Origin of the sequence: Actinoplanes sp. GCM10030250 (assembly GCF_042666575.1) — a bacterium.
In the GTDB taxonomy this organism is placed as follows: Bacteria; Actinomycetota; Actinomycetes; order Mycobacteriales; family Micromonosporaceae; genus Actinoplanes.
The window spans coordinates 1-999 of the sequence record NZ_JBHTDO010000104.1 but is presented as its reverse complement, the minus strand read 5'-3'; the positions used below and the strand labels follow the sequence as shown (position 1 = coordinate 999).

Genomic DNA, 999 nt, shown 5'->3' with positions numbered 1-999 from the left:
GCGCCGCCTCCCACCGTCGAATCAACTCCGCGGCAACCTGCGGGTATGTAGTGCCCTCAAGCTCCAACGGCAGGCCATAGCACTGCCGGTACAGGTCATCGTGGAACTGCACCTGCGAATCCATCACCGTGAGCCGCAGATCCCCGTCCGTCAGCGCCGCACGCACATCCGCATCCGGCCCGGTCTTCGTCGCGTACGGCCGATTCGTGCGCGTCAACAACACCACCTCCACCATCGGGTCACGCGAGAGCCCCAGCTGCTCGCGCAGATCCCGGATTCCCTCCAACTTGGTCTTGAGCCTGCGCATCGTTCGGCGCACCTCGATCCCGGCCGGAGCGACGAGCCGTTCACGTCCCACGCTGCCGCCGTCGCGACCCTGACCGACGCAGGATTGCCTGAGAAGTTCATGCCGTCCCGGGTACGAGGCAACGAGCCGTCCACACTCAGCAAAGCGGGTTGGCGCGGCGGCCACAAAGCCCGTGAAGCCGCCGAGATTGCCGATGCTGCCATGTAGTCGCTGCAAGCCTTTTCGTGGCTCTACGGCGCTTCTGGGCATGCAAATGGGCAGTTCTGTGACCGGATCGGACGCGTACCCCCGCGATGTCGGCGGGGGTACCGTGGCGGTGATCGCCCCCAAGCTGGGAGAGTCGAATTGAACGACTACAACGACGACATCGGCCCCAACCACACCGGCCGCCGCCTACGTGAGATCCGAGTGTGGCGACAGCAAACCCTGGCCACCACCGCGGATCTCGCCGGTATCACGTTCGGCTACCTGGCCAAACTGGAGCGCGGAGAGAAGCCACTAGGCAACCGCGCCACCCTCGAGGCCCTGGCACGGGCGCTACGTGTACCCCCGTCCGCGTTCGCACCCGCACCCTGGCAATCTGCCGACGGCACGGGCGGCGGTGCGCACACCGGTCTGCTCGCTGTCGAGGACGCCCTAGACGCCTACGAGTGGGGCGACGATCCCGGTGTGTCGGTACGGGACTGGCCGCT

At 66.6% G+C, this 999-nt stretch carries 2 protein-coding genes; one reads left to right on the top strand and one right to left on the bottom strand.

Annotation, left to right across the window (positions count from 1 at the left end):
- On the bottom strand, window positions 1-523 hold a 523-nt coding region (locus ACFQV6_RS44235), incomplete at its 3' end, for a hypothetical protein (protein ID WP_378033737.1).
- 129 nt (window positions 524-652) lie between these two features.
- Between ACFQV6_RS44235 and ACFQV6_RS44230 the strand changes: the two genes are divergently transcribed.
- Window positions 653-999, top strand: a 347-nt coding sequence (locus ACFQV6_RS44230; protein ID WP_378033736.1) for a helix-turn-helix domain-containing protein, incomplete at its 3' end; no start/stop codon positions are given.